The sequence below is a fragment of the Kluyvera sp. CHPC 1.251 genome, from assembly GCF_036759945.1.
Lineage (GTDB): Bacteria > Pseudomonadota > Gammaproteobacteria > Enterobacterales > Enterobacteriaceae > Kluyvera > Kluyvera sichuanensis.
Window position 1 is genome coordinate 195,089 of the sequence record NZ_JAPKIC010000003.1, and the last position, 20,857, is coordinate 215,945.

Sequence of the window (20,857 nt, forward strand, 5' to 3'; positions counted from 1 at the left end):
AACAACTTTCTCTGACCTTTTGCCGCCTAATATGTTAAATATTGCCGTTAATTACACTGTCTGGCAGGATTTTATATGACCTACACCCCTGGTCTCCTGAGCGTCATTATGCCGCTTTACAATACCGGCGAGCCGTTTATCGCCTGTATGGATTCGCTGATCGCGCAAACCTGGAAGAATATCGAGATCATCATCGTTAACGATGGTTCGACGGATAACTCGGCAGAACTTGCCCAATCCTATGCGGATCGCTATCCGCACGTTCACCTGCTGCATCAGCGTAATGGCGGCGTTTCTGCGGCGCGAAATACCGGGATGAAAGTCGCAAAGGGTGAGTACATTGCCTACGTTGACGGTGATGACATTGCCTATCCGGAAATGTACGAAACGCTGATGAATATGGCGCTCAAGGACAATCTGGACGTGGCGCAGTGCAACGCTGACTGGTGTATTGCTGAAACGGGAAAAACCTGGGCATCGATTCCCACCGACCGCATTCGCTCGACCGAGGTCATGACCGGGCCGGATTGGCTGCGTAAAGGGCTCGCGAGCCGTCGCTGGCGCCATGTGGTGTGGATGGGAATCTACCGCCATCAGACTATCAAAGATGCTGGCCTAACGTTTGTGCCAGGGCTGCATCATCAGGATATCGTCTGGACAACCGAATTTATGTTTAACGCCAAACGCGCGCGTTACACAGAAGTGCCGCTATACAAATATTTCCTGCACGGCGCATCCGTCAGCCGTCTGCCGCGTACCGGCCTGAAGAACCTGGCCTACCAACGTCATTACATCAAAATTATCCGCCTGCTCGACAAGATGAACCACGACTACGCTGGGCTCATTCCTATTTATCCAGAGTTTAAACAGCAGGTTATCTACGAAGGGCTACGTGTGTGTCACTGCATCCGCAAAGAGCCGGACCCGAAAATTCGCGAGCGGATGATTGGCGAAGTGGATGCTTCGGGGATGTTTAAACGGATGGTGAGCAACATTTGCAGCGTGAAGCTGGCGTATCAGGTGATGCTGTGGGCTATCCGCTTTGGAAAGTGGCGTGATAAGTCACTCACGCCGCGTCGTCTGGCCCACTTAACGTTGGATCTGAAAGACTAACTACTGCCACCCCTGCCACTGCAACTGCATATACTGCACCAGCGTGCTGTGGGTGATGCTCTCGCTCAACACGTTGAAGAAACGGCTGGCGTACACAGGCTCCAGCGGTTTTTTCGGCTTGCAGAGCGTTACGCCGCGGAACGGATTGCGCGGTGCGGTGGGTTGGCTTTGAGGCGGCAGGCTGTTGTTAGGCCTTGAGGTATCCACCTGCGGCTCGTTGAGCAGGCTGCTCGGGCGCACCAGGGTGATATCCGCTGGCAGGTTGTAGACCATCTGCTGTAGTACGCGGACGGTGGTCGGGTGCGGGTGGCCAATGGCGATAGCCGAACCGTTACGGCGCGCTAAATCGATGGCCCGATTAAACTGTACGCGGATATCCGCTTCATTCTGCGTATCGTCCAGGAAGACCCGACGTTTAATCACCCTCACGCCGGTACCATTGGCGGCGCGCATGGCCTGGCTGTTGCCGATGGTCATGCTATCAAGGAAATAGAGGTTATAGCGGCTAAGTGCTTGCATCACCTTTTGCATCCCGAACAGGCTGGAGGTCATCGCACTGCCCATATGGTTATTCAGCCCAACGGCATACGGTACCTTATCCACGGCTTCACGAATAATCCGTTCGATCTCATCGCTGCTCATATCCGGGCGAAGCGTGTCTTTCTCCAGCGGCTGCTTGCTGAGCGGCGCCATCGGCAGGTGAATCAGCACCTCGTGCCCGCTGTTATGGGCTTTGGTGGCCATTTCACGCGCGTGGGGAGCGTTGGGTAACACGGCGACGGAAATGGTGGATTGCATCGCCAGTACCTGATTTTCCGTCTGTGGACGATAACCAAAGTCATCGATAACGATTGATAATTTACCGGCGTAACTCGGTGCAGCTAATGCCAGCGCACTGAGCAGAACTACCCTGCGAAATTGAAGCAAAACTTATCTTCCCAACCACGGCAGTGGATTGACCGCCTGACCCTGACGGCGAATTTCGAAATAGAGTGACGGTCTGCCTTGACCACCACTGTTGCCCACCAGAGCGATAGGCTGACCGGCGCGCACCTGGGTGCCTACGCTGACCAGCGCGCTTTGGTTATAACCGTACAGGCTCATATCACCCTTACCGTGCTCGACCACGACCACAAGACCGTAGCCCTGGAGCCAGTCGGCAAGAATGACGCGCCCATCGGCGATGGCTTTCACTTCGGTGCCTTCCGATGCGCTGATAACCATCCCCTTCCAACGTAGCTCACCTTGCAGCTGTTCGCCATAACGGTGCAGCGTGGTCCCACGAACCGGCCAATAAGCCTGACCACGTGGCGCACCCAGGCCACCGGTACGGGCCATCAGCGAGCGTTCACTTTCGGAAGGCTTGTAGGTGGTGCCTTTACGGGTGGCTTCCTGCTGGCGGTCGCGCACGGCCTCGGCTTCACGCGCTTCGCGTTCGGCGCGGGCTTTGGCGGCGGCTTCCGCGCGGGCAATGCTGCTACGTAGACGGGATTCGTTCGCGCGCATTTCACCAAGCTGCTGTTGACCTGCCTGGATGGAGGATTCGAGCCCGGAAAGGGTTTTCTGGCGTTCATTACGCGCGGCTTCGAGTTTGGCCTGCTGGGCCTTCTGCTCGTACAGCAGCGTTTGCTGTTCGCTCTGTTTCTCTTCCAGCTCGGTTTTCTGCGCGGCGACTTCTTCGCGCGTCTGCTTAAGCTCAGCGATAGTCTCCTGGCGCGCCTGGTTCAGGTAGCCAAAATAGGCCTGCAGGCGCTGCCCACGCTGGCTCTCTTCACCGCTCAGAATAAGCTGAATACCCGTGTGCTCGCCCTGGCGGAACGCGGCATCAAGCTGCGCGGCCAGATTACGCTCCTGCGCCGCACGCTGCTTTTCCAGCTTAGCGATGGAGGCATTCATATTGGCGATTTGCGTGTTGAGCTGAGCCAGCGAGTTTTGCGTTTCGCGTAGCTGACGCGCGGCGGCGGCAATGGCCTGTTCCTGCGCTTGCAGTTGGGCGAGAAGCGTAGAGCGCTGCTGTTGCTGTTGGCGAACCGCGCGCTCTTTAGCGGCGATATCGGCCTGAATAGACTGGAGCTGTGAGCGGTCGTCCGCATGGGCGGGCGCGGCGCACAGCAATACGCCAGCGCTGAGTGCGCTGGCGTAGAACGTGGACCGAAGCGTCGCCTCGGCCCATTTAATGGAATAAATCGCCTTTCCCCTCATGGGGAAGGATTATTCCACGATGAACAGCGGCTTACCAGTCATCTGTTGCGGGATTTCCATCCCCATCAGCGTCAGCATGGTTGGCGCGATATCGGAGAGCTTACCGCCTTCCACCGCTTTCACGGATTTATCACCCACGTAAATCAGCGGAACTGGCAGGCTGGTGTGTGCGGTGTGCGCCTGGCCGGTAGCCGGGTCACGCATCTGCTCAGCGTTACCGTGGTCAGCGGTAACCAGCAGCTGGCCGCCCACTTTCTCAACGGCGCGAGTGACTTCATCCAGGCAGTGATCCAGCGCTTCAACCGCTTTCACCGCAGCTTCCATCACGCCGGTATGGCCAACCATATCGCCGTTCGGGTAGTTACAGATGATGGTGTCGTACTTACCGCTTTCGATAGCCGCAACCAGCTTCTCGGTCAGCTCAGCGGAGCTCATTTCCGGCTGCAGGTCGTAGGTTGCCACTTTCGGGGAGTTGATCAGGATGCGATCTTCGCCTTTGAACGGGTCTTCTACGCCGCCGTTGAAGAAGAAGGTGACGTGAGCGTATTTCTCGGTTTCGGAGATACGCAGCTGAGTTTTCTCATGCTTCGCCATCCACTCACCGAAGGTATTTTCCAGGGAGGCAGGTGGGTAAGCACATGGCGCTTTGATATCTGCTGCGTATTCGGTCAGCATGATGAAGTCGCCCAGCTTCACTTCTTTGTGGCGCTTGAAGCCGTCGAAATCGGCGTTAACGAATGCACGGGTGATTTCGCGCGCACGGTCAGCACGGAAGTTCATGAAGATCAGCGCATCACCATCTTCCATTGCGGCATCGGCCTGGCCGGCTGCACGGATAACGGTCGCTTTCACGAATTCGTCGTTTTCATCGCGCGCGTAGGCTGCTTCCAGCGCGGCAACCGCGGTGTCAGCCTGGAATTCGCCTTTGGCTTCAACCAGCAGGTTGTAAGCTTGCTCAACGCGATCCCAACGGTTATCACGGTCCATTGCATAGTAACGGCCGATGATGGAGGCAACGCGGCCTTTGCCCAGCGCGGCAAATTTCTCTTCAAACTTCTGCAGGGAGCCGTTTGCGCTGCGCGGCGGGGTGTCGCGACCGTCGAGGAAGGCGTGCAGGTAGATTTTTTCTGCGCCACGTTCAGCGGCCAGTTCTACCATCGCCATAATGTGGTCTTCATGGCTGTGTACGCCACCGGCGGACAGCAGGCCCATGATGTGTACCGCTTTACCCGCAGCAACCGCTTTGTCTACCGCACCGGACAGCACCGGGTTCGCGAAGAAAGTGCGCTCTTTGATTTCAACGTCAAGGCGGGTCAGGTCCTGATACACGATGCGGCCTGCGCCCAGGTTCACGTGACCGACTTCAGAGTTACCCATCTGACCGTCTGGCAGACCGACTTCCAGGCCAGAAGCGTGGATCAGGGTATGCGGACGTTTTGCCCACAGCGCGTCCATAACCGGCGTTTTTGCGCTGTAAATAGCGTTATCCTGATGCTCTTCGCGGTAGCCGTAGCCATCCAGAATCACCAGTACCATAGGTTTTTTAGTAACCGACATTGCGACAACCTCATGCTCTAAAGACAGAAAATTTGCGTAATTTTACTACAGCTGAATCGATAAAATAACAACGAGAGATCAAAGAAAGCGGGGAGATGCGCGTTGAAAAACGCACAATTCCTCCGTTTTTTCCGTAGCACTCCGCAGAAAACGCATTACATCGCGCGCCCTGGCTGTATTTGCGCCACGCCGCAGGTATACTCCATCCCTGGTTTTTAAACATTACACGTCGGGAGCTGTTACCCCCCATGCAAGAGATTATGCAATTTGTTGGTCGTCACCCTGTCCTGAGCATCGCGTGGATCGCGCTGCTGGCGGCCGTACTGGTCACCACCTTTAAAGGGCTGATGTCTAAAGTTAAGGTCATCAACCGTGGTGAAGCGACCCGTCTGATTAACAAAGAAGACGCGGTGGTCGTTGATCTGCGTCAGCGCGACGATTTCCGTAAAGGCCACATCGCGGGTTCTGTGAACCTGCTGCCGGCTGAAATCAAAGCCAACAACGTTGGCGAGCTGGATAAACACAAAGACAAGCCGGTTATCGTGACCGACGGTTCCGGTATGCAGGCGACTGAATCTGCTAGCGCGCTGCTGAAAGCCGGCTTTGAAAAAGTCTTCGTACTGAAAGAAGGTATCGCTGGCTGGAGCGGTGAAAACCTGCCTCTGGTTCGCGGCAAATAATACCGGCTCATTTATCGGGTAAAGTCAGGAGAGCTGTCATGGCTAAGATTGAGATCTACACCAAAGCGACATGTCCTTATTGCCATCGTGCAAAAGCGCTGCTGGCTGAAAAAGGCGTCACCTTCGAAGAACTGCCAATCGACGGCAACGCCGAAAAGCGCGAAGAGATGATTCAGCGCAGCGGCCGCACGACGGTTCCGCAGATTTTTATTGATGCACAGCACATTGGCGGCTGTGATGACTTGTACGCGCTTGATGCGCGTGGTGGACTCGATCCCCTGCTGCGCTAACGCTTTGCGAAGCGTTCACGCCTGACCTGGTCGGGCGTGAGGCATACCGCTTTTTTTAAGGACAACACGAAAGGGTTTTTACACATGTCAGAACAAAACAACGCAGAAATGGCTTTCCAGATTCAGCGCATCTACACCAAAGATGTTTCTTTCGAAGCACCAAATGCACCACACGTTTTCCAGAAAGATTGGCAGCCAGAGGTTAAACTTGATCTTGATACGGCTTCCAACCAACTGGCTGAAGGCGTGTATGAAGTGGTGCTGCGTGTCACCGTAACGGCGACCCTTGGCGAAGAAACTGCGTTCCTGTGCGAAACTCAGCAGGCGGGTATCTTCTCCATCGAAGGTATTGAAGGGACTCAGATGGCTCATTGCCTGGGTGCATACTGCCCGAACATCCTGTTCCCGTATGCGCGTGAATGCATCACCAGCCTGGTTTCCCGTGGGACTTTCCCACAGCTGAACCTTGCGCCGGTTAACTTTGATGCGCTGTTCATGAACTATCTGCAACAGCAGGCTGGCGAAGGTGCAGAACAACATCAGGATGCCTGATGAACGCACTTAATGCTTCAATGACTGTGATCGGTGCCGGCTCGTACGGCACCGCTCTTGCCATCACCGTGGCAAGGAACGGCCACCAGGTTGTACTCTGGGGCCACGATCCCAAACATGTCGCGACCTTACAGCACGATCGCTGCAATGCGGCATTCCTTCCCGACGTTCCGTTCCCTGATACCCTCCACCTGGAAAGCGACTTAGCGACCGCGCTGGCTGCCAGCCGCGATATTCTGGTGGTGGTGCCAAGCCACGTGTTTGGCGACGTATTGCGCCAGATGAAACCACTACTGCGTCCCGATGCGCGCCTGCTATGGGCGACGAAAGGTCTGGAGGCTGAAACCGGCCGCCTGCTGCAGGACGTGGCGCGTGAAGCGCTGGGCGACGAGATTCCACTGGCGGTGATTTCCGGCCCAACCTTTGCCAAAGAGCTGGCAGCAGGTTTGCCAACGGCGATTTCGCTGGCGGCGACGGACCCGGTCTTTGCCGACGATTTGCAGCAGTTACTGCACTGCGGCAAGAGCTTCCGCGTCTACAGCAACCCGGATTTCATCGGCGTCCAGTTGGGCGGTGCGGTGAAAAACGTGATTGCGATTGGCGCAGGCATCTCCGACGGTATCGGCTTTGGCGCGAATGCACGTACGGCGCTGATTACCCGTGGGCTGACCGAAATGTCGCGCCTCGGCGTGGCGCTGGGCGCTGATCCGGTGACCTTTATGGGTATGGCTGGGCTCGGCGATTTAGTGCTGACCTGTACTGACAACCAGTCGCGCAACCGTCGTTTCGGCATGGCGCTGGGGAAAGGCGCGCAGGTTCAGGAAGCGCAGGACAGTATTGGCCAGGTGGTCGAAGGTTACCGTAATACCAAAGAAGTCCGCGAGTTGGCGCACCGGGTAGGTGTCGAAATGCCAATAACCGAGGAAATTTATCAGGTATTATATTGCGGAAAAAACGCGCGCGAGGCAGCATTGACCTTACTAGGTCGTGCACGCAAGGATGAGCATAGCGGCAGCTAAAAACGCAGGAAACCTTTGTCATCCCGACGATCCGGCAAGCGCAGACTTGCCGATCGTTCCAATATGTCTGGAGTAAGCAATGTCGTGTGAAGAACTGGAAATTGTCTGGAACAATATTAAAGCGGAAGCCAGGGCTCTGGCGGACTGTGAGCCTATGCTCGCCAGTTTCTATCACGCGACGTTACTCAAGCACGAAAACCTCGGCAGCGCCTTAAGCTACATGCTCGCCAACAAGCTGGCTTCGCCAATTATGCCCGCCATCGCTATTCGCGAAGTGGTGGAAGAAGCCTACGCCGCAGACCCGGAAATGATTGCCGCCGCCGCCTGTGATATTCAGGCCGTGCGCACCCGTGACCCGGCAGTCGACAAATATTCTACGCCGCTGCTGTATCTGAAAGGCTTCCACGCCTTACAGGCTTACCGTATCGGCCATTGGCTGTGGGCGCAGGGGCGACGTGCGCTGGCCATTTTCCTGCAAAACCAGGTATCGGTGTCGTTCCAGGTGGATATCCACCCGGCGGCGAAGATTGGCCGCGGCATCATGCTCGACCACGCGACCGGTATTGTGGTGGGTGAAACCGCCGTTATTGAAAACGACGTCTCTATCCTGCAGTCCGTGACCCTTGGCGGTACCGGTAAAACCAGCGGCGACCGTCACCCGAAAATCCGCGAAGGCGTGATGATTGGGGCCGGGGCGAAAATCCTCGGCAATATTGAAGTAGGTCGCGGTGCGAAGATTGGCGCAGGTTCGGTGGTGCTTCAGCCGGTGCCACCACACACCACCGCTGCGGGCGTCCCGGCGCGTATCGTCGGCAAGCCGGAGTCGGATAAACCGGCGATGGATATGGACCAGCACTTCAACGGCATCAACCACGGATTTGAGTACGGCGACGGAATTTGATTCCTTGCCCGGTGGCGCTGCGCTTACCGGGCCTACCAAACCGTAGGCCGGATAAGGCGTAGCCGCCATCCGGCAAATATCAACTGCGCAATACCGCGCCCGGATACCCCAGCTGGCGCCACGCCTCATACACCACCACCGACACCGCATTCGACAGGTTCATGCTGCGGCTGTCCGGCATCATTGGTATACGGATTTTTTGCTCCGGCGGCAGCGCGTCCAGGATGGTCGCCGGTAGCCCGCGCGTTTCCGGACCAAACATCAGATAGTCGCCGTCCTGATAGCTCACCGCACTGTGTGCGGGCGTACCTTTGGTGGTCAGGGCAAACAGACGCTGCGGGTTTTCGCTCTCAACAAAGGCGGCGTAATTGGCATAGCGCGTGACGGCGGTGAACTCGTGGTAGTCCAACCCGGCACGGCGCAGACGCTTGTCATCCCAGGCAAAGCCCATCGGTTCGATGATATGCAGACGAAAGCCCGTGTTGGCGCACAGACGGATGATGTTCCCGGTATTAGGTGGGATTTCAGGTTCGAATAAAACGATGTTAAGCATGCTGCCCCCTTGGATTGCGGGGCAGGATAGCAGAATTTGGGGAAACCCTCACCCCGGCCCTCTCCCTGAAAGGGAGAGGGAGCAAAGCAGGTCTGCGGGCGAGCAAATGATACTGAACCGTCCCCTCGCCCCTACGGGGAGAGGGTTAGGGCGAGGGGGAAAAACCGCACGAACCTACGCCGCGCTACCCTGCTTAATCGCCCCGAACGCCTGCGCCACTTCTCCACTCTGCACCAGCGAATCACGACTAATCTCTTTAATTGATTTCGCCCCGGTCAGCGTCATCGCGACCTTCATCTCTTTTTCAACCAGATTCAGCAGGTTAGCCACACCCGCCTGGCCGTGCGTCGCCAGTGCATACAGATACGCGCGGCCTAACAGTACGCTGTCTGCGCCCAGCGCAATCATGCGCACTACGTCCAGACCGTTGCGGATACCGCTGTCGGCCAGGATCGTAATATCACCTTTCACCGCATCGGCAATCGCCGGCAGCGCGCGGGCGGAGGAGAGCACGCCGTCGAGCTGGCGACCGCCGTGGTTGGAGACGACGATCCCGTCGGCGCCGAAGCGTACCGCGTCGCGGGCATCTTCCGGATCGAGGATCCCTTTGATCACCATCGGGCCGTCCCAGAATTCGCGGATCCACTCCAGGTCTTTCCACGAAATAGACGGATCGAAGTTATTCGCCAGCCAGCCGATATAATCCTCCAGCCCGGTTGGCTTGCCGAGGTAGGTGGAGATATTGCCCAGGTCGTGCGGGCGACCGTTCAGGCCCACGTCCCACGCCCACTGTGGATGGGTGGCGGCCTGCCAGTAACGGCGCATGGCGGCATTCGGGCCACTCATGCCAGAGTGCGCATCGCGGTAGCGCGCGCCCGGGGTTGGCATATCAACGGTAAAGACCAGCGTTGAGCAGCCCGCCGCTTTGGCGCGCTCCAGCGCGTTGCGCATAAAGCCGCGATCGCGCAGCACGTACAGCTGGAACCACATCGGGCGCTTGATGGTTGGTGCAACTTCCTCAATCGGGCAGACCGAAACGGTGGAAAGCGTAAACGGAATACCTTTGGCATCAGCGGCTGCGGCAGCCTGCACCTCACCGCGGCGGGCGTACATACCGCACAGACCAACCGGTGCCAGGGCGACTGGCATAGAAAGCTGCTCTTTGAACAGCGTGGTCTCGAGGCTCAGGTCGGACATATTTCTTAGGATGCGCTGGCGCAGCGCCACATCTGACAGATCTTCCACGTTGCGCCGCAGGGTGTGTTCCGCATACGCGCCACCGTCAATATAGTGGAACAAGAACGGTGGCAGGATGCGCTGGGCGGCAGCGCGATAATCGCTCGCGGCGGAAATAATCATGCTTTTTTCTCCCTGGAAAGTTCAGTGTGGTCGTCGGGCAGGCGGGTGCTCCGCGCCTGGCGGGCCAGGTCTTCATCAAAACGTTTAATGGTGGTGTGAACAAAGCCGAGGTGCGCCATCATCGCCTGACGAGCGCTTTCGGCATCGCCAGCGGTAATGGCATTCAGCACGGCCAGATGCTGCTCGGTGAGCTTCGCAAAGACCGGTGGCACCAGATACATGCGTTCACGACTCTGAATCACCGATGATTGCAGCAGGTCAAAAAAGCCGCGCATGGTTTGCAGCAGCACCACGTTGTGAGATGCCTCGGCGATGGCCAGATGGAAACGCACGTCGGCCTGCGAGGCGAGGTCCGGATCGTCGCTCTGGGTGGCTTCAAAGCAGAGGCGGATTTTCTCTTTGTCGGCATCGGTCGCGCGCATCGCGGCGTACCATGCGGTGCTGGCTTCGATGGCATGGCGAGCTTCGAGGATATCGAAGCTGTAGTCCGGGTCATCGGCCAGCAGGGTTTTCAGCGGCTGCACAATATTCTGTTCAGACCAGCCCTCATGCTGCCAGCGCACGAAGGTGCCGCCGCCGCGACGGCTGAGCAGCAACCCTTCACTCACCAGCTTCGCCAGCGCTTCGCGCAGAGAGTTGCGCGAGACACCAAGCTGGGCTGCCAGCTTTCTTTCGGCGGGCAATCGCATGCCCGCCTCCAACTGCTGTTCTTCAATCAATGCCCGCACGCGGCAGGCGACATCGTCTGACAGACGTTTGGGCAGTATTATCACGGAATCATCCAGGTTAAGACGTAAGCCTGTAGCGTCGTTATCACGCCCACCATGCAGGTGAAGATCAGGCTGTGTTTCACGGTAAAGCGGAACAGGTCAGACTCTTTACCTACCAGGCCAACCGCCGCACAGGCAATGGCGATGGACTGCGGTGAAATCATCTTCCCGGTCACACCACCGGTGGTGTTGGCGGCAACCAGCAGCACATCCGACACGCCAATCTGCTGCGCGGCGGTCGCCTGAAGCGCGGCGAACAGGGCGTTGGAGGAGGTGTCTGAACCGGTCAGGAACACGCCGAGCCAACCCAGGAACGGTGAGAAGAAGGTGAACGCATGGCCGGTATGCGCCAGCGCCAGTGCCAGCGTTGACGACAGGCCGGAGTAGTTCGAGATAAAGGCGAATGCCAGCACCATGCCGATAGAGTAAATCGGTAACGCCAACTCTTTCAGCGTCGAGCCGAAGGTGCTGATGGCGTCCTTTGGCTTCATGCGCAGCCAGACGATAGAGAGCAGGGCTGCAAACAGAATCGCGGTGCCGGTTGCCGACAGCCAGTCGAACTTATAGACCGCCGCATAGGCCGTGGCCTGACTTACCACCGGAGGCATACGAGCAACCAGCTTGTCGAGGTACGGCACCGAAATGTTAATCACCAGGTCATACAATGCGCCACCCGGCGCGAACAGCGCTTTAAACGGTGGAATACTCCACAGGGTGACGGTAGCGGTCAGGAACAGGAACGGCGACCAGGCGCGAACCACTTGTCCTGCGGTGTAGTGGGTGCGTGACAGGTTCATATCGACCTGAGAAGCGCCCATATCGCCGAAGCGGAAAATACGTACCGGCTGCCAGCGCTTGAGGAACAGCGTTAAACAGACCAGAGAAACCAGTGAAGAGATGATGTCTGGCAGTTCCGGCCCGAGGAAGTTGGAGCTGAGGTACTGAGCGATAGCAAACGAACCACCCGCAACCATCACGGCAGGCCAGGTCTCTTTGACGCCGCGCCAGCCGTCCATAATCGCCATGATCCAGAACAGCACGATAATGGTCAGGAACGGCAGCTGGCGACCAACCATCTGGCCAATGTGGAAGCTATCGAGCCCGGTCACCTGGCCGGCAACCAGAATCGGGATCCCCATCGCACCGAACGCTACCGGCGCGGTGTTGACGATAAGGCACAGGCCTGCGGCATACAGCGGGTTAAACCCAAGGCCAACCAGCAGCGCGGCGGTAATCGCCACCGGTGCGCCAAAGCCTGCCGCCCCTTCGAGGAATGCACCGAAGGAGAAGCCAACAATCAGCATTTGCAGACGCTGGTCCGGGGTAATTGAGAGGATCGACGAACGAATAATGTCGAACTGCCCGGTCTTCACCGAGATTTTATAGACGAAGACGGCGGCGATAATAATCCAGGCAATCGGCCACAGGCCGTAGAAGAAGCCGTAAACCACCGACGCCAGCGCGCGGTCAACCGGCATCTTGTAGAACAACAGCGCCACGGCCAGCGCGATAAATACCGTCCAGCTTGCCGCAACATAGCCTTTCAGCTTGAGCTTAATCAGCGCGAAGAAGAAGAACAGGATCGGAAGTGATGCGATCAGACTGGACAGCCAGATATTCCCGGCCGGATCGTAGTTTTGTTGCCAGAGGCTCATGCAGGTCTCCAGGGGGCCACACGCGCCGGTTGCGGTGAGTCTATGCTCAGTTCTGCGTCACGGTTTGTGTAAAAGTGGCCCTGCCAATGTGGTGATGTAGGGGTAATGCCAATGAATGGTTAACTAAATGTTATGTTCTAGCAACGTGTTTGTGATTAGAAATAATGGAATTGTGAACCAATAGCGATTTGGCTGTTAAATTGGTTGGGCCAATTTCGAGGGATATTTGGGGGGGGAGGAAAGACAACCTTCTCCCGGCGGGAGAAGGTTCAGGAGAGATGACTTAGAACTCGCTTTTCGCGAACCCGGTCATCTCCTGCAGGCCCATTTCGCGGCCAAGCGCGCTCATTGGGTGAACAACCACCAGACCACGGACGCTTTTTTTCAGCTTGCCCATGTCGGCCTGTTCTTTTTTGGTAATCGCACGGCTGAACGGCAGTTTGGTCAACTGCTGTGCTTCTTTACTAAGCTTCTGAGTACGAACTTCACGCAGACGCGCGATTTCCGTTTCAAGCTTGGTTTTTTCAACCTCAAGCTCGGCATACTTCTCAGCGCCTTCCACCAGGGACAGCGCAGCCTGCTGGTGGCGGATCGCATCAAGCAGGTCGCTCAGGCGTTTAATTTCGTTTTTTTCGATTTCTTTCATGTTGCCGGTATCTGATAACAAATAGACGTAATAGCCTCTAGTATGCGCGTTGTCGCTCATTTCTGGTAGTTAATTATACAAAATGGAGAAGTTTCTTTGCGTGATAATAAGCATATTATTTAAATAACAATATGAATTATAAGATGATTTATGAAATGAGTTAGCGCGATCGCTTTTTTGAAAATAAGTGACAAAAATCCGCACATTTTCCTTAACCGGGTTGGCGTTGGTTATCCATTCTTAAAGTAAGGTTAATCGATGAGGAGGATGTGCGATGAGCAATAAAATGGGTGAAAACATTCCGCAGATTATCGATAAAGCGGTCGATTTTATGGCCTCCAGCCAGGCGTTTGTCGAGTACCTGCACAAAAAGCCGCATAACAATCGCGTGCCGGACGATATTCCGGAAGATAAAGCCGGGATGTACCTTGAGCGCCTGGACTACTATCGCAACCTGTACCGTCCGGTAGATTCACAGCACAAATAGCGTCGGTTTGGGCGGTTTCTCAAACGGGTAATGCACTGGGTATTACCCGAGATATGCTTGCCTCTCTCCAGAAATAAAAATTACCCCGCCGGGTGATGGCGAAAATAGCGTTTGAGCATTATTTTCAAAATATCGGTCAGTCGTGTCTTCGGCCGCCAGACATCTCAAAAACCCGAATAGCGTGAATCTGAGGCAGGTATGTTTCTAAACTATTTTGCGTTGGGTGTGCTCATCTTCGTCTTTCTGGTGCTGTTTTACGGAATCATCATGATTCATGATATTCCCTATAATATCGCGAAAAAACGCAACCATCCCCATGCCGATGCGATTCATACCGCCGGGTGGGTTAGTCTGTTTACTCTGCACGTGATATGGCCGTTTTTATGGATCTGGGCGACGCTCTACCAGCCCGACCGGGGGTGGGGCATGCAGTCGCATATTCCTGCGCCAGAGCCTCAGCCACCCGCTGACGATACGCTTGCCCGGTTAACCCAAAGGGTGACGGAGCTTGAGCAAAAGCTGGCGGAAATTCGCCCCTCGGCTGACACGACTGCGGAGCAATAAACATGGATCTGCTGATTGTTTTGACCTACGTCGCGCTCGCGTGGGCGGTATTTAAAATATTCCGTATTCCGGTGAATCAATGGACGCTGGCAACCGCGGCATTAGGCGGTGTCTTTTTAGTTAGCGGACTTATTTTATTAATGAACTATAACCACCCTTATACCTTTACGGCGCAGAAAGCGGTGATTTCCATTCCGATTACGCCACAGGTCACCGGCGTAGTCAGCGAAGTGACGGATAAAAATAACCAGCTGATTAAAAAAGGCGAGGTGTTATTTAAACTCGACCCGACCCGCTATCAGGCGCGGGTCGACCGCCTCCAGGCCGACCTCGTCACCGCCACGCACAACGTTGATACCCTGAAGGGCCAGCTTTCCGAAGCGCAGGCCAATACCACGCGGGTTTCCGCGGAGCGCGACCGCTTGTACAAAGACTATCAGCGCTATCTCAAGGGTAGTCAGGCGCGGGTGAACCCTTTCTCCGAAAGTGATATCGACAATGCCCGGCAGAACTATCTGGCCCAGGATGCGATGGTCAAAGGCTCGGTTGCCGAGCAGTCACAGATTAAGAGTCAACTGGACAGCATGGTCAACGGCGAGCAGTCGCAGATTGTCAGCCTGCGCGCGCAGCTGGCGGAAGCCAAATATAACCTTGACCAGACGGTGGTTCGCGCACCGAGCGACGGCTACGCCACGCAGGTGCTGATCCGCCCTGGCACCTACGCCGCCGCGCTGCCGCTGCGTCCGGTGATGGTGTTTATCCCGGAGCAGAAACGGCAGATAGTGGCGCAGTTCCGCCAGAACTCACTGCTGCGACTGGAAGCGGGTGATGATGCCGAAGTGGTGTTTAACGCGCTGCCCGGCCAGGTGTTCCACGGCAAGCTTGCCAGCATACTGCCGGTGGTGCCCGGCGGCTCTTATCAGGCGCAGGGGGCGCTGCAATCGTTGACGGTAGTGCCGGGGACGGACGGTGTAATGGCGTTGATTGATTTAGACCCTAATGAAGAGGTGGATTCGCTGCCGGACGGTATTTACGCGCAGGTTGCCGTTTACTCTGACCATTTCGCCCACGTCTCCGTGATGCGTAAAGTCCTGCTGCGCATGACCAGCTGGATGCATTATCTCTATCTGGATCACTAGACAGGTAAAAAGCAGAGGGCGAACGCAGCTGCCTGAGCCATACTGAACTCTTTGTTGGCGTAAAGGAGATGATGATGAAACTGGTCGGCAGCTACACCAGCCCATTTGTACGCAAAATATCGATCCTCTTACTGGAAAAGGGGATCGCCTTTGAGTTTGTTAACGAACAGCCCTACAACGCCGAAAACGGCGTGGCGCAGTACAACCCGTTGGGTAAAGTGCCTGCGCTGGTGACGGATGACGGCGAGTGCTGGTTCGACTCTCCGATTATCGCCGAGTACATTGAGCTGTTGGGCATTGCGCCGGAGATGGTGCCGCGCGATCCGAAGGCAGCGCTCCGGGTGCGTCAGCTTGAGTCGCTGGCCGACGGTATTATGGATGCGGGGCTGGCATCGGTCCGTGAACAGGCGCGCCCGGCGGCACAGCAGTCGGAAGCAGAAGTGCTGCGCCAGCGCGAGAAAATTCGTCGTAGCCTGGATGCGCTGGAAGGCTATCTGGCCGATGGTACGCTGAAAACCGACACCCTCAACCTGGCCACCATCGCGATTGCCTGTGCGATTGGCTACCTGAACTTCCGCCGCATTGCGCCGGGCTGGTGCGTGGATCGGCCGAATCTGGTGAAGCTCGCCGAAACGCTCTTCCTGCGAGAGAGTTTTGCGCGCACCGAACCGCCAAAGGCTTGATTGAACGCTATAACGCGGAGCCGCTGTACATTGTACAATCCCTCCCTTATGACTCCCTCTCCCGTCGGGAGGGGTAACATTTAACCGTCAGGCCTATTCATGACTACCGATACCCGTTCGCTCTACAGCCAGCTTCCTGCGACCGATCGCCTGCTTCGCGATCCCGCTTTTGCCCGTTTACTCGATACCCACGGCCACTCGCAGGTGGTGGAACAGCTTCGCCTGATGCAGGACGAGGCGCGCCTTTGCATTCGCGAGCAGCAGACGCTTCCCGCCTGGTGCGAAAATTGGGCGCAGGAGACGCAGCGCCGTTTGCACCGCGATGCACAAAGCGCGCTGCGCCCGGTGATTAACCTGACGGGTACCGTGCTGCACACCAACCTCGGGCGCGCGCAGCAGGCGCAGGCGGCAATTGACGCCGTGACCCAGGCGATGCGCGACCCGGTGACGCTGGAGTACGATCTCGACGGCGCAGGGCGAGGACACCGTGACCGTGCGCTGGCCGACCTGCTGTGCCGTTTAACCGGTGCGGAAGATGCCTGCATTGTGAATAACAACGCCGCGGCGGTGCTGCTGATGCTGGCGGCGACGGCGGCGGGAAAAGAAGTCGTGGTTTCACGCGGTGAGCTGGTGGAGATTGGCGGGGCGTTTCGCATTCCCGACGTGATGCGCCAGGCGGGTTGTGTACTGCATGAAGTCGGCACCACCAACCGCACTCACGCGAAAGATTACCGTCAGGCCTTCAACGATAACACCGGGCTGTTGATGAAGGTGCATACCAGCAACTACAGCATTGAAGGTTTTACCAAATCGGTAGAAGAAGCGGAGCTGGCGGAAATTGGCCGCGAGCTTGGTGTGCCGGTAGTCGCAGATCTCGGCAGCGGTTCGCTGGTTGATCTCAGCCGCTACGGCCTGCCGAAAGAACCTATGCCGCAGGAGATGATTGCCGCAGGCGTCAGCCTGGTCAGCTTCTCCGGCGACAAACTGCTCGGCGGCCCGCAGGCCGGGATTATCGTGGGTAAAAAGGCGCTGATAGCCCAGTTACAGCAGCACCCGCTTAAACGTGCGCTGCGCGCCGATAAAATGACGCTCGCCGCGCTGGAAGCCACGCTGCGACTCTATTTACACCCGGAAAAGCTGGCGGCAGAGCTGCCGACGCTGCGTCTGCTAAGCCGCCCGGCCGAAGAGATTCACCAGCAGGCTTTACGTCTGCGCGAGCCGCTACAGCAGCGCTATGGCGATGAATTCGCGGTGCAGGTCATGCCGTGCGCGTCGCAAATTGGTAGCGGTTCGCTGCCGTCTGAAAGCCTGCCGAGCACCGCGATTGCGCTGACGCCGCTGGATGGCAGAGGCAGCCGGCTGGAGGCACTTTCCAGCGCCTGGCGTAGCCTGTCCGTTCCGGTCATTGGCCGTATTTATGATGGGCGTCTGTGGCTCGATTTACGCTGCCTTGAAGATGAACCCCGATTCCTGGAGATGTTGCTGAAATGATTATTGCCACCGCCGGTCACGTTGACCACGGCAAAACCACCCTGCTGCAGGCGCTCACCGGCATTAACGCCGACCGCCTGCCGGAAGAGAAATCCCGCGGTATGACGATTGATCTCGGTTACGCCTACTGGCCGCAGCCGGATGGACGCGTGCTGGGCTTTATCGACGTCCCCGGGCATGAAAAATTCCTCTCCAATATGCTGGCAGGCGTTGGCGGCATTGACCATGCCCTGCTGGTGGTGGCATGCGATGACGGCGTGATGGCACAAACGCGCGAGCATCTGGCAATTCTTCAGTTGACCGGTAACCCAACGTTGACCGTCGCCTTAACCAAAGTCGACCGTGTTGATGCTGCACGTATTGACGAAGTTCGCCTTGAAATCGCCGATGTTCTGCGTGAATACGGCTTTGAACAGGCGACGCTTTTTGAAACCGCTGCGACGGAAAACCGCGGTATTGATGAGCTGCGCGACCATTTGCGCCAGCTGACTGCCCGAGAACACCCAGAAAACCAGCGTTTTCGTCTGGCGATTGACCGCGCGTTTACCGTTAAAGGCGCGGGGCTGGTGGTGACCGGCACGGCGCTGTCGGGCGATGTGCGCGTGGGCGACACGCTGTGGCTAACCGGTATGGACACGCCGATGCGCGTGCGCGGCCTGCATGCGCAGAATCAGCCGGTTGAAGAGGCCCACGGTGGCCAACGCATTGCGTTGAATATCGCCGGTGCCGCGCAAAAAGAAGATCTTAACCGCGGCGACTGGCTGCTGACCGAAGCACCGCCCGCGCCGTCTGAACGAGTGATTGTCGAGCTTCAAAGCCACGTGCCGCTGACCCAGTGGCAGCCGCTGCATATCCACCACGCGGCGAGCCATATCACCGGCCGCGTGTCGCTGCTGGAAGATAATCTGGCCGAATTGGTGCTCGATACACCGCTGTGGTTGGCGGATAACGACCGTCTGGTGCTGCGCGATATCTCGGCAAAACTGACGCTGGCAGGGGCTCGCGTGGTGACGCTTAATTCGCCGCGTCGCGGTAAGCGTAAACCTGAATATCTGGCGTGGATTGCCGCGCTGGCGCTGGCTAAAGAAGATGCGCAGGCGCTGGCGGTGCATCTCACCCGCGATGCCGTTAATTTGCGTGATTTTGCCTGGGCGCGTCAGTTGAGTACCCAGGGCCTTGAGAAGCTGATTGCTCAGCCGGGCTTTATTCTCGCGGGCGACAGCCTGCTGGATGCGCCGCTGGCGGCCCGCTGGCAGCGCAAACTGCTGGACGCGCTGGCGCTTTATCATGAGCAGCATAAAGATGAGCCGGGGCCGGGGCGCGAGCGCTTACGCCGCATTGCGCTGCCGATGGAAGACGAAGCGCTGGTGCTGACGCTTATCGAGCAAATGCGCGAAAGCGGTGTGATTGCCAGCCACCACGGCTGGCTGCACCTGCCGGACCATAAAGCGGGCTTTACCGATGAACAGCAGGCGGTATGGCAGAAAGCCGCGCCGTTGTTTGGCGATGAGCCGTGGTGGGTACGTGACCTGGCGGCGCAAACGGGTACCGATGAGAACACCATGCGCAGCGTGTTACGCCTGGCGGCGCAGCAGGGGATGATCACCGCGATTGTCAAAGACCGCTATTATCGCAACGACCGGATTGTGACCTTCGCGAGCATGATCCGCGAGCTCGATCAGGAAAAAGGTTCGACCTGCGCAGCGGATTTCCGCGACAAGCTCAACGTCGGCCGTAAGCTGGCAATTCAGATACTGGAATATTTTAACCGCATTGGTTTTACCCGTCGCCGTGGCAATGACCATTTATTACGCGATGCGCTTTTATTCCCGGATAATAAAAATTAACAAATCAATGCGAAAAGATATCAAATAAAATACATAGATATATAAAACTCTAAAAAGCACGCCATAAACAATAACATGGCGTGCTTTTTATTTTATCCATAGATAAAAATGCCAACTTGATCGGGTTTTCTCGATAAATATTGCTATAGCCTCGGGAGCCTGCTTATTAAATAAAGGAACTATCATGGCTGCATCGACTTTTTTCATTCCATCAGTGAATGTCATCGGTAATGGCGCGTTAAATGACGCAATGAACACAATGAAAGAGTACGGCTATCGCCGTGCGCTGATTGTCACCGATGCAGTGCTGAATAAGCTAGGTGTCGCGGGCGATATCCAGAAACGTCTGCAGGCATTCGACATTCTGAGCGTGGTGTTTGATGGCACCCATCCGAACCCGACGACGGTCAACGTTGAAGAAGGTCTGGAAATGTTGCGCGCCAATGATTGTGATTGCGTCATCTCCCTGGGCGGCGGTTCCCCGCACGACTGCGCGAAAGGGATCGCGCTGGTGGCAGCCAACGGTGGCGATATCCGTGATTACGAAGGCGTTGACCGCTCCGCGAAGCCGCAGCTGCCAATGATCGCGATTAATACCACCGCGGGTACGGCGTCGGAAATGACCCGCTTCTGCATCATCACCGATGTGACGCGTCATATCAAAATGGCGATTGTCGACAAACACGTGACGCCAGTGCTGTCCGTTAACGACTCCTCCCTGATGGAAGGCATGCCGAAAGGGCTGACCGCCGCAACCGGTATGGATGCGCTGACCCACGCCATTGAAGCCTACGTTTCTATCGCCGCAACACCTATCACCGACGCATGTGCGCTGAAAGCGATCACCATGATTGTCGAAAACCTGCCGACCGCCGTTGAACACGGCAGTAACAGCGAAGCGCGTGAAGCGATGGCCTATGCCCAGTTCCTGGCGGGCATGGCGTTCAACAACGCGTCCCTGGGCTACGTTCACGCGATGGCGCACCAGTTGGGCGGTTTCTACGACCTGCCGCACGGTGTCTGCAACGCGGTTCTGCTGCCGCACGTTCAGGTGTTCAACAGCAAAGTCGCGGCAGCACGTCTGCGTGATTGCGCGAAGGCGATGAATATCGACGTGAGCGCGATGAACGATGAGCAGGGCGCGGCGGCATGCGTTGATGCGATTCGTAAACTGGCGCGTCAGGTCAATATTCCTGCCGGCCTGCGTGACCTGAACGTGAAAGAAGAAGATATCCCGGTGCTGGCAACCAACGCGCTGAAAGACGCGTGCGGTTTCACCAACCCTATCCAGGCCACCCACGAAGAGATCATGGCGATTTTCCGCGCGGCGATGTAATTCGGACCCGGCG

Annotated in this window: 21 protein-coding genes; 13 read left to right on the forward strand and 8 right to left on the reverse strand. The window is 56.9% G+C overall.

The features are described from left to right. Positions 1-75: 75 nt before the first annotated feature. Positions 76-1,113: a glycosyltransferase gene (locus V6940_RS07730; protein ID WP_333495453.1), complete on the forward strand. Its 1,038-nt coding sequence runs from the start codon at positions 76-78 to the stop codon at positions 1,111-1,113. Here the strand turns inward: V6940_RS07730 and V6940_RS07735 are convergent, their stop codons facing one another. Genes V6940_RS07735 through gpmM form a run of 3 tightly spaced genes read right to left on the reverse strand, consistent with a single transcriptional unit; the run spans position 1,114 to position 4,872 of the window. After that, complete coding sequence (locus V6940_RS07735) at positions 1,114-2,040, reverse strand: divergent polysaccharide deacetylase family protein (RefSeq protein WP_333495454.1); 927 nt, start codon at positions 2,038-2,040, stop codon at positions 1,114-1,116. A gap of 3 nt (positions 2,041-2,043) precedes the next feature. Then, on the reverse strand, positions 2,044-3,315 hold the full coding sequence (gene envC / locus V6940_RS07740; protein ID WP_333495455.1) for a murein hydrolase activator EnvC: 1,272 nt from the start codon (positions 3,313-3,315) through the stop codon (positions 2,044-2,046). 9 nt (positions 3,316-3,324) lie between these two features. Further along, on the reverse strand, positions 3,325-4,872 hold the full coding sequence (gene gpmM / locus V6940_RS07745) for a 2,3-bisphosphoglycerate-independent phosphoglycerate mutase (protein ID WP_333495456.1): 1,548 nt from the start codon (positions 4,870-4,872) through the stop codon (positions 3,325-3,327). A gap of 248 nt (positions 4,873-5,120) precedes the next feature. Between gpmM and V6940_RS07750 the strand changes: the two genes are divergently transcribed. The 5 genes from V6940_RS07750 to cysE all read left to right on the forward strand — a co-directional run bounded on the left by V6940_RS07750 (position 5,121) and on the right by cysE (position 8,314). Next, positions 5,121-5,552: a rhodanese-like domain-containing protein gene (locus tag V6940_RS07750; protein WP_220440697.1), complete on the forward strand. Its 432-nt coding sequence runs from the start codon at positions 5,121-5,123 to the stop codon at positions 5,550-5,552. Between the two features lie 38 nt (positions 5,553-5,590). Further along, positions 5,591-5,842 carry a glutaredoxin 3 gene (gene grxC / locus V6940_RS07755; RefSeq protein ID WP_035894705.1) on the forward strand — a complete coding sequence of 84 codons (252 nt, stop codon included), beginning with the start codon at positions 5,591-5,593 and terminating at the stop codon, positions 5,840-5,842. A gap of 84 nt (positions 5,843-5,926) precedes the next feature. After that, positions 5,927-6,394: a protein-export chaperone SecB gene (gene secB, locus V6940_RS07760; protein ID WP_064541041.1), complete on the forward strand. Its 468-nt coding sequence runs from the start codon at positions 5,927-5,929 to the stop codon at positions 6,392-6,394. Beyond that, positions 6,394-7,413, forward strand: a complete 1,020-nt coding sequence (gene gpsA, locus V6940_RS07765) for an NAD(P)H-dependent glycerol-3-phosphate dehydrogenase (protein WP_333495457.1) — start codon at positions 6,394-6,396, stop codon at positions 7,411-7,413. Before secB ends, gpsA begins: the two co-directional genes overlap by 1 nt. 79 nt (positions 7,414-7,492) lie before the next feature. After that, positions 7,493-8,314, forward strand: coding sequence for a serine O-acetyltransferase (gene cysE, locus V6940_RS07770; protein ID WP_185667467.1), 822 nt, complete (start codon positions 7,493-7,495; stop codon positions 8,312-8,314). A 79-nt stretch (positions 8,315-8,393) separates the two neighbouring features. Here the strand turns inward: cysE and trmL are convergent, their stop codons facing one another. The 5 genes from trmL to V6940_RS07795 all read right to left on the reverse strand — a co-directional run bounded on the left by trmL (position 8,394) and on the right by V6940_RS07795 (position 13,297). Next, positions 8,394-8,867: a tRNA (uridine(34)/cytosine(34)/5-carboxymethylaminomethyluridine(34)-2'-O)-methyltransferase TrmL gene (gene trmL / locus V6940_RS07775; RefSeq protein ID WP_333495458.1), complete on the reverse strand. Its 474-nt coding sequence runs from the start codon at positions 8,865-8,867 to the stop codon at positions 8,394-8,396. 174 nt (positions 8,868-9,041) lie between these two features. Continuing rightward, positions 9,042-10,226, reverse strand: a complete 1,185-nt coding sequence (gene lldD, locus V6940_RS07780) for an FMN-dependent L-lactate dehydrogenase LldD (RefSeq protein WP_333011016.1) — start codon at positions 10,224-10,226, stop codon at positions 9,042-9,044. Beyond that, positions 10,223-10,999, reverse strand: a complete 777-nt coding sequence (gene lldR / locus V6940_RS07785; RefSeq protein ID WP_333495459.1) for a transcriptional regulator LldR — start codon at positions 10,997-10,999, stop codon at positions 10,223-10,225. The genes lldD and lldR overlap by 4 nt, the downstream gene beginning before the upstream one ends. Further along, a complete protein-coding gene (gene lldP / locus V6940_RS07790; RefSeq protein ID WP_333011013.1) occupies positions 10,996-12,651 on the reverse strand; it encodes an L-lactate permease in 1,656 nt (551 codons plus the stop codon). Before lldP ends, lldR begins: the two co-directional genes overlap by 4 nt. 283 nt (positions 12,652-12,934) lie before the next feature. Beyond that, the gene (locus tag V6940_RS07795; protein WP_185667462.1) at positions 12,935-13,297 is read right to left on the reverse strand and encodes a YibL family ribosome-associated protein; all 363 of its coding nucleotides are present in this window, start codon (positions 13,295-13,297) and stop codon (positions 12,935-12,937) included. A 274-nt stretch (positions 13,298-13,571) separates the two neighbouring features. Here V6940_RS07795 and V6940_RS07800 point away from each other — a divergent pair, with 274 nt between their 5' ends. From V6940_RS07800 to yiaY, 7 genes are all read left to right on the forward strand, one after another. Next, positions 13,572-13,784 carry a hypothetical protein gene (locus tag V6940_RS07800; RefSeq protein WP_333011011.1) on the forward strand — a complete coding sequence of 71 codons (213 nt, stop codon included), beginning with the start codon at positions 13,572-13,574 and terminating at the stop codon, positions 13,782-13,784. A 198-nt stretch (positions 13,785-13,982) separates the two neighbouring features. After that, a complete protein-coding gene (locus V6940_RS07805; protein WP_220440693.1) occupies positions 13,983-14,348 on the forward strand; it encodes a DUF3302 domain-containing protein in 366 nt (121 codons plus the stop codon). A gap of 2 nt (positions 14,349-14,350) precedes the next feature. Further along, positions 14,351-15,487, forward strand: a complete 1,137-nt coding sequence (locus V6940_RS07810) for an HlyD family secretion protein (RefSeq protein ID WP_220440692.1) — start codon at positions 14,351-14,353, stop codon at positions 15,485-15,487. 74 nt (positions 15,488-15,561) lie between these two features. Then, a complete protein-coding gene (locus V6940_RS07815) occupies positions 15,562-16,170 on the forward strand; it encodes a glutathione S-transferase (protein WP_333495621.1) in 609 nt (202 codons plus the stop codon). 99 nt (positions 16,171-16,269) lie between these two features. Beyond that, complete coding sequence (gene selA / locus V6940_RS07820) at positions 16,270-17,661, forward strand: L-seryl-tRNA(Sec) selenium transferase (RefSeq protein WP_333495460.1); 1,392 nt, start codon at positions 16,270-16,272, stop codon at positions 17,659-17,661. After that, a complete protein-coding gene (gene selB, locus V6940_RS07825) occupies positions 17,658-19,508 on the forward strand; it encodes a selenocysteine-specific translation elongation factor (RefSeq protein ID WP_333495461.1) in 1,851 nt (616 codons plus the stop codon). The genes selA and selB overlap by 4 nt, the downstream gene beginning before the upstream one ends. Before the next feature lie 184 nt (positions 19,509-19,692). Continuing rightward, positions 19,693-20,844 (forward strand): L-threonine dehydrogenase, encoded by a 1,152-nt coding sequence (gene yiaY / locus V6940_RS07830; protein WP_333495462.1) that lies wholly within the window; start codon positions 19,693-19,695, stop codon positions 20,842-20,844. Positions 20,845-20,857 lie beyond the last annotated feature (13 nt).

Excerpts from the sequence above, each read along its gene's own strand:
- cysE (WP_185667467.1), top strand. The coding sequence starts at position 7,493 with ATGTCGTGTGAAGAACTGGAAATTGTCTGGAACAATATTAAAGCGGAA.
- V6940_RS07730 (WP_333495453.1), top strand. The coding sequence starts at position 76 with ATGACCTACACCCCTGGTCTCCTGAGCGTCATTATGCCGCTTTACAAT.
- trmL (WP_333495458.1), bottom strand. The coding sequence starts at position 8,867 with ATGCTTAACATCGTTTTATTCGAACCTGAAATCCCACCTAATACCGGG.
- V6940_RS07805 (WP_220440693.1), top strand. The coding sequence starts at position 13,983 with ATGTTTCTAAACTATTTTGCGTTGGGTGTGCTCATCTTCGTCTTTCTG.
- selB (WP_333495461.1), top strand. The coding sequence starts at position 17,658 with ATGATTATTGCCACCGCCGGTCACGTTGACCACGGCAAAACCACCCTG.
- grxC (WP_035894705.1), top strand. The coding sequence starts at position 5,591 with ATGGCTAAGATTGAGATCTACACCAAAGCGACATGTCCTTATTGCCAT.
- V6940_RS07750 (WP_220440697.1), top strand. The coding sequence starts at position 5,121 with ATGCAAGAGATTATGCAATTTGTTGGTCGTCACCCTGTCCTGAGCATC.
- gpsA (WP_333495457.1), top strand. The coding sequence starts at position 6,394 with ATGAACGCACTTAATGCTTCAATGACTGTGATCGGTGCCGGCTCGTAC.
- V6940_RS07815 (WP_333495621.1), top strand. The coding sequence starts at position 15,562 with ATGAAACTGGTCGGCAGCTACACCAGCCCATTTGTACGCAAAATATCG.
- V6940_RS07810 (WP_220440692.1), top strand. The coding sequence starts at position 14,351 with ATGGATCTGCTGATTGTTTTGACCTACGTCGCGCTCGCGTGGGCGGTA.
- secB (WP_064541041.1), top strand. The coding sequence starts at position 5,927 with ATGTCAGAACAAAACAACGCAGAAATGGCTTTCCAGATTCAGCGCATC.
- V6940_RS07795 (WP_185667462.1), bottom strand. The coding sequence starts at position 13,297 with ATGAAAGAAATCGAAAAAAACGAAATTAAACGCCTGAGCGACCTGCTT.
- envC (WP_333495455.1), bottom strand. The coding sequence starts at position 3,315 with ATGAGGGGAAAGGCGATTTATTCCATTAAATGGGCCGAGGCGACGCTT.
- gpmM (WP_333495456.1), bottom strand. The coding sequence starts at position 4,872 with ATGTCGGTTACTAAAAAACCTATGGTACTGGTGATTCTGGATGGCTAC.
- yiaY (WP_333495462.1), top strand. The coding sequence starts at position 19,693 with ATGGCTGCATCGACTTTTTTCATTCCATCAGTGAATGTCATCGGTAAT.
- lldD (WP_333011016.1), bottom strand. The coding sequence starts at position 10,226 with ATGATTATTTCCGCCGCGAGCGATTATCGCGCTGCCGCCCAGCGCATC.
- lldP (WP_333011013.1), bottom strand. The coding sequence starts at position 12,651 with ATGAGCCTCTGGCAACAAAACTACGATCCGGCCGGGAATATCTGGCTG.
- V6940_RS07800 (WP_333011011.1), top strand. The coding sequence starts at position 13,572 with ATGAGCAATAAAATGGGTGAAAACATTCCGCAGATTATCGATAAAGCG.
- selA (WP_333495460.1), top strand. The coding sequence starts at position 16,270 with ATGACTACCGATACCCGTTCGCTCTACAGCCAGCTTCCTGCGACCGAT.